A 6,059-nucleotide genomic window follows, 5' to 3' on the forward strand; every position below is an offset into this window, starting at 1 on the left:
AACCATTATGTCGCCATTGAGACGATCCATTCCCTTTGACGGGATAAGGATATTGTCCCATTATCGATCGGGTCGGGGCAATAAAATGGAAACGCCCAGTGTCATGTCGAGGGTTCAGTGCATCTTTTCCCGTTCGATCCTTGGCTCGGCGTCGAGCCTATACTTCTTGATGGGACGATGATCCGGCCTGCGCTTGATGACTCCATAAAGCAGGACGCAATCAAATACTTACCCGAAACAAATCTCCCTTCTCTCCTTCATTCCGACGGAAGCCCCGTTGTAGAAGTCAATTCGTTCATCACGTTCCTGCGATCCGATGGCGTGTCCCTTGCCAGCGCAGGCCACTATGCTCGAGATCTTCAGGTCTTTGCCCGTTACCTGCGGGATGCGCGTTCAAAGTCGTTACTCGACGCATCGAGTGCCGACGTAGGGAAATATCGCAGCCTTCGGCTCGAAGGGCCGGGCGAGCTCCGACTATCGGGATCGTCTTGGAAGCGCACCTCTGCGGCGCTAACGCGGTTCTATCAATGGGCCGCCAGCGAGGACGCAGGACTGATATCAGTTGCGCCGAAAACCAGATTCCGCCGTGATGGCGCGGTTGCCGAAGATACGATCCGCATGATCCCGCTCGAGGATTACGTTCTGTTCCGAGACCAAGGCCTGCTCGGTGGGGGTTACGCGAACGGCATCACTCACCGGCGGAATCCGATGCGCGATGCCGCGTTCGCCGAGCTGCTTGTGACGACAGGGGTTAGGCTCGAAGAAGGCGCAAGCCTTCTGATCGGTGAGCTTCCGACGACGAACGCCCGCGTCTTTCACGGCTGTCGCAGCACCATGATCGACCTGCCCGCCAGAATCACCAAAGGGCGCAAACCTCGATCAGTGCCGTTCCCGAGGCGGGTAGCCAGTAACTTCATCGACGCTTATATTCGCGAGGAGCGGAGCCAGTTGGTCGATCGCTGGCGACGCGCGGGTGGGGTCCGGACCATGCGGCAGCCGCTCATCGGCACGCTTGCAGGCGGGCAACGCGTTTTGATCAAGGGCGAGCGGCGCCCTCGATCACTGGCGACTCTGCGCATCGACGAACGACGCAACCTCCTATTGCTGCCCGGATCGGGCGCACCATTGGAAAGTGCGCAGCCGGCAGCATTGTGGCTGGCGCAGGACGGCCAAGCCCTCACCCCCGCGGCATGGCAGTCGATATTCCGGCGTACCAGCAAGAAGTTGTCGGAGGACATGGGCTGGGACCTACACGTATCGCCCCATACCCTCCGGCATACCTTTGCCGTCTACTGGCTTACACACCTCGTCAAAGCGGAAGTGATGAGGCTCGACGATCGATCTGTCCCGGATCGAACCGAGGAAATCTACATGAAGGTTGTCAGCGACCCCTTGCGCCGGGTCCAGCGATGGCTGGGTCACGCCAGCGTCCTGACCACTGAAAAATATCTCACCTACCTCGATGAAGCCTTCGAAATCGTAGATCAGGCGGCCGAGGCGCTGGACTCTCGTCTGATGGGCTTCTTCTAGCAGTGGGTCGCCCTCGCCTCTCGTTCCGCGATTTACCTCCGCAGCAGGATGAGGAGCCGCGAGCCGACGCGATCGTAGCCTATCATCATCGTGACGGTGTCGGGCGCGAAATGACCTGGTTGCTGCACGAGGTGGGGAACGAAGGCCTGGGTCGCGATCTTGCCTTGTACCTTGGGCCGATGATGAACGAGCTGTTCGCCGGCCTGGCCGTCCCGAGTGTCGAACAGTATCGACAGAGCTGGATCCCGCTCGGGAAACATCTGTCCTCCAGCGGGCGCCTCAACGGGGGGCTTCGCGTGATCACGGCCGCTGACATCGATGCCTGCGACGTTCGGGGTCAATACTCCCGGTTCCGTTGCCTTGTTCACGGCCTTCGCGCGATAGACGAACGAAACCCTGATCTGCTTCGTCCGGATCTGAAGGCGCGGATCAACTTCACGAGCCGGCACAACGGAACGGCATTACGGCCCCGCGAACCGTTGACACCGTTCGTCGCTCGCGTCCTGAAAGACGCCGCTGATCGCAGCGTGGTAGCTACACGCGAAAGGATCTTGTCGGGCCGCGAGCAGATCGAAGCTTTGCGAAACAAGCCGGAGAGGAGCCGCTTTGAGAATGTGTTCCTGAGGGTCGCCGACGGCACGCGCCCCGCTCGAAGCGAGTTCGACATGTTCAAATATCGCAAGGTTGCCATCGCCGCGGCCAGCGATCTTCTCGTTCTGACCCTGCCTGATGCGATCTGCTTCATCATCGCCATCGCGCTCCGGGTCGAAATGCCGATAGAATGCCTGCGGACCCTGCGGCGCGACTGCCTGAAGAACCCCGCGAGAGGGTACGTCTCCATTGAATACACAAAGGGACGAGGCGGCCCCCGCGCGAAGATCAAGCGCGAACGCGTGCGTGATGGTGGAATTAATACGCCCGGCGGACTCGTTCGCCTTGCCCTCGAACTATCCCGACCCGCCGCCGAGCGAATGGCCGATCGAGGGGACCCGAATGCGGATTACCTGTGGGTGGGCTTCGTTGCAGCCGGACTGCCGAGCTGGCGGCGGTTCAGCCTTTCTACCCACAACTTCTATGCCGCGATCAGGAGCCTTGGGCTCGTCGACGAAGCGGGCAAGCCGATAACCAAGATCGTTCCCGCCCGGCTAAGGAAGACGGTGAAGCGGGACAATTACTTGCGCCACACAGGCCACCTTCGGCGCTTCGCGAGCGATCACTCGAAGCCAGTTGCCGCTCGGCATTATGCCGCGGTGGACGGGCTTCGAGAAGAGCATGCACGCTCGGTAGCGGTCGCTGAAGGTCAACTGTTCGACATGGCGATGATGCCGTTGGTCCTGCCACCGAAGGAGGAAGTCAGCGCGCTCGCATCCGGCCTCTCGATCGGAAACCAAAAGCTCGACGCAGGCGCGGTCGCGTCGTTGGTCTCAGGCGATGCCGATACGTTCCTTGGCATGTGTTCCGGCTTTTGGTCGAGCCCTCTTGGGCGGAACGACAACGGCTCCTGCGCCACCGCGTTCACCGGCTGCCTCCATTGCTCGAATGCAGTGTTCACCGCACGAAAACTGCCTGCATTGCTGACCTATCTGACATGGCTAGCTGAACGGCGCGCCGTCATGACGGAAGCGGAGTGGCACGAGCGCTACAGCGCCGACCATAATCGAATTATGGTACAGATACTCCCCGTGTTCGACGCTGGCGATATCGAACAGGCTCGGTCCACGGCGGAAAATGCCGCTGTGGCGCCAGCGCTGCCGCCACATCTTCAGCGGGGCTGAACATGCGTCGGGTTCTGGAACGTGCCGAAGCATCTTGGCGGATTGACCGTTCGGCATTGGTGATTCCGCCCCAGATGGTCGTGAGTGGCCGTGAGCAGCAGAATATCTCTCTGGTCGGGGACGATAAGTGGCTGCTCGAATGTGCCATCGCGCGGCCGACAAAGGCCCATGAAGCCTGTATCTGCTTCGGTCGGATCGCCGATGCTGATGAGCGGGAGCTCATACGAGAATACCTGTTCCTGTCTTTAAACTACGACTCCCGAGACAATGTGCGCGGCCGCCTCGGCGTCCTGAAACCTGGTTCGCTGATGCAGGTCGGCAATATAATCCGGCATTTTCTACAAGAAGTGCGGGAAGCCGGACTTCGACTCCACGAGATCGATCAGCCTTGGCTGGATCAGTGGCTGTCCGCGAAGCGGCACCTCGCACCGGCAACTCTTGTCTACAAGATCCTCTGCGTACGGCGACTTGCGCTCTATACGCCCTCCCTGTCGTTCCGGGGAATCGAGATAGCTCCTTGGGGTAACCGTTCAGCGACTAGGATCGCGGGATACCGGGGTGGCCGAGAAAATGTCACACCGCGAATACCGGAAGCCATTAGCGCGCCGGCGTTGCGGTGGGCCATGTTCTACGTCCATCATGGGATCGACGATCTTATCGCCCGACATCGTATAGCTGGCATCAACATCGCCGCGCGTCGGCAGAGAGTGTCACCGAAACTAAGCGACCAGCGCCTGCGCGCTTATTTGGATGCGCTTGAAGCATCGGGCTCTGGAGTACCGGCGACCCAAGATGGTCGACCCGCGTGGCCAGAAATCTGCAAGGCCAGCGGCCTCGGCGTGGCAGTGCTGAAGGCACGCTCAGCTATGCTCGAGAAGGCAATCTCGCAACTCGGAACCGAGCGCCCAGGCGCAAGCAGTGGTTGGGCCAGCATGCCAGGAACAAACATTGCGTGGCGGTCGCATCTTCCCAGCTTCAGCAGCCGTTATACCTTCATACCGGCGATAGCCGCGTGCTATCTCGTAATCGGCCTATTATCAGGAATGCGCGGCGAGGAAGCGGCCGCGCTCAAGCGTGGTTGCCTCAGACTCATGCGCGACGAACATGGGAAGGTTAAGGGCTACGAACTCGTCGGAAGAATCTTCAAAACCCGTAAAAACGTCGACGGCGCTGAACATCGCTGGACCGTGATAGAGCCTGTTGCCAGGGCCGTATTGGCAGCAATACGGTTGCAGGACTATCTACACAACAGCGCCGATCGAACGGAAGCGCCGCGAGATGATGAGCCCCTGTTCAAACCGGCCTTGATTCGGGGGGTGGGCAATGTCCAGCTTACGGCGCATCAATCGACCGTATACCTGAATTACTTTGCCAAAGAGTGTCGCCGGCTCGCCGAAGAAATGGCAGCGGCGGCGCCCGCCGAAGCCGACCGCATACTGGCACTTTATCATATCCCGGACGAGGGTGATGAACCCTGGCGGTGGCGCACGCGTCAGCTCCGCCGCACCCTTGCATGGTACATCGCCAGTCAGCCCTTCGGCGTGATCGCGGGCATGATACAATATGGGCACGCGAGCGCCATGATGTTCGAAGGCTATGCGGGCACTTCCCAATCCGGCTTCCGTTCGGAGATCGAAGAGGAACGTCGCCTCGCTCAGCTCAGCGATATCGTCGAGATGTACGAGGACTGGAAGGCAGGGATCAATCCAGGCGGCCCCATGCGATCGAAACTCGTCGCCGAATTTACAAGCATCAGAAACAAGATCGGAGATCTGCCCGGCACGGTCGTTGATGATCGGCGCCGCGCAAAAATGCTCTCGAACACCGCCGTCACGCTTCATCCGGGTTATATCAACGACTGCTTCTTCTATGCCGACCACGCCCTCTGCTTGAAGGTGAAAGGAGCTGAGGCGCAGCCGGCATTTACGAGGTGCCAGCCTGCTCGTTGTCCGAACAGCGTGGTGGCGAGGCGGCATGTGCTGGCTCTGCAATCATGCATCGCAGATGCCGAGACCATGAAAAATGGCAAGAACATCAGCCCGATCCAGAAACACGCCATTGAGGCACAGATCGATATTTACAGGCAGTTGCTGGAACAGGTCGAACGATGACGACGAAAGCGAACCCTCCCCGGAAATCGCAAGCCACCGTCGCGCTGCTTGACGCCTATAACCGCTTGCGCGACGGCAAAGGCACCGCGACGAATGGCAAGCTGAGCATAACCAATGTTGCGCGCGAGGCGGGGGTCAGTCGAGCGACGGCCTATCGATGCTCCAAACTTCTCGCTTTGTTCGATGAAGCTCCGAAGCCGCCGAAGGCTAAACCACAAAGCACGAGCGGCAAGGCCGAGCTGCGAAACGTGATCAACCAGTTGCTCAATCGTATCATCATGCTGGAGGCTGCGTTGGAAGCCAAAGACGCGGAACTCCGGCAATTGCGCTCAATGCTGCCAAAACCACGGCCGGCCGACTCATGATGCGAGCAAGTCCTGAGGACATTACAATCGACGCCACGTTGCACGCTCAATTCGCTCTACGCTACATGGCGACGCGAGACCGCCACGGGCGGGCTACGCATTGAAGGCAGGTTCAGTGTAAAACCCTCCCCGCTTGCGCAGCACTGATCCTCCCCTGCACAACGCTTGATGGATTTTGGTTGGGCCCATCACTCGACGAAGAATTCCCTCAATCAACGGCCCGCCTGCGACCAGCAGCTTGAATGGGTATCTCGCATGTAAATGACCGCGATTGGCCG

General features: G+C 59.6%; 5 protein-coding genes. 4 read left to right on the forward strand and 1 reads right to left on the reverse strand.

Going from position 1 to position 6,059, the window contains the following annotated elements; all coding sequences use genetic code 11:
• The first annotated feature begins 177 nt into the window (after nucleotides 1–177).
• From CG471_RS28520 to CG471_RS28535, 4 genes are all read left to right on the forward strand, one after another.
• Nucleotides 178–1,530 (forward strand): tyrosine-type recombinase/integrase, encoded by a 1,353-nt coding sequence (locus tag CG471_RS28520; RefSeq protein WP_037522502.1) that lies wholly within the window; start codon nucleotides 178–180, stop codon nucleotides 1,528–1,530.
• Between the two features lie 110 nt (nucleotides 1,531–1,640).
• On the forward strand, nucleotides 1,641–3,305 hold the full coding sequence (locus CG471_RS28525) for a hypothetical protein (protein WP_048939653.1): 1,665 nt from the start codon (nucleotides 1,641–1,643) through the stop codon (nucleotides 3,303–3,305).
• A gap of 2 nt (nucleotides 3,306–3,307) precedes the next feature.
• On the forward strand, nucleotides 3,308–5,416 hold the full coding sequence (locus tag CG471_RS28530) for a hypothetical protein (RefSeq protein ID WP_048939652.1): 2,109 nt from the start codon (nucleotides 3,308–3,310) through the stop codon (nucleotides 5,414–5,416).
• Nucleotides 5,413–5,781, forward strand: coding sequence for a hypothetical protein (locus CG471_RS28535; protein WP_010409068.1), 369 nt, complete (start codon nucleotides 5,413–5,415; stop codon nucleotides 5,779–5,781). The genes CG471_RS28530 and CG471_RS28535 overlap by 4 nt, the downstream gene beginning before the upstream one ends.
• Before the next feature lie 93 nt (nucleotides 5,782–5,874).
• Here CG471_RS28535 and CG471_RS31050 read toward each other — a convergent pair.
• Nucleotides 5,875–6,059: hypothetical protein (locus CG471_RS31050; protein ID WP_218964296.1), on the reverse strand; the 185-nt coding region annotated here is incomplete at its 5' end.

This window comes from Sphingobium sp. IP1, assembly GCF_002708645.1.
Lineage (GTDB): Bacteria > Pseudomonadota > Alphaproteobacteria > Sphingomonadales > Sphingomonadaceae > Sphingobium > Sphingobium yanoikuyae.

Bases quoted from the DNA above. Each gene is read 5' to 3' on its own strand.
- CG471_RS28525 (WP_048939653.1), top strand. From the start codon at position 1,641: ATGACCTGGTTGCTGCACGAGGTGGGGAACGAAGGCCTGGGTCGCGAT.
- CG471_RS28520 (WP_037522502.1), top strand. From the start codon at position 178: ATGATCCGGCCTGCGCTTGATGACTCCATAAAGCAGGACGCAATCAAA.
- CG471_RS28535 (WP_010409068.1), top strand. From the start codon at position 5,413: ATGACGACGAAAGCGAACCCTCCCCGGAAATCGCAAGCCACCGTCGCG.
- CG471_RS28530 (WP_048939652.1), top strand. From the start codon at position 3,308: ATGCGTCGGGTTCTGGAACGTGCCGAAGCATCTTGGCGGATTGACCGT.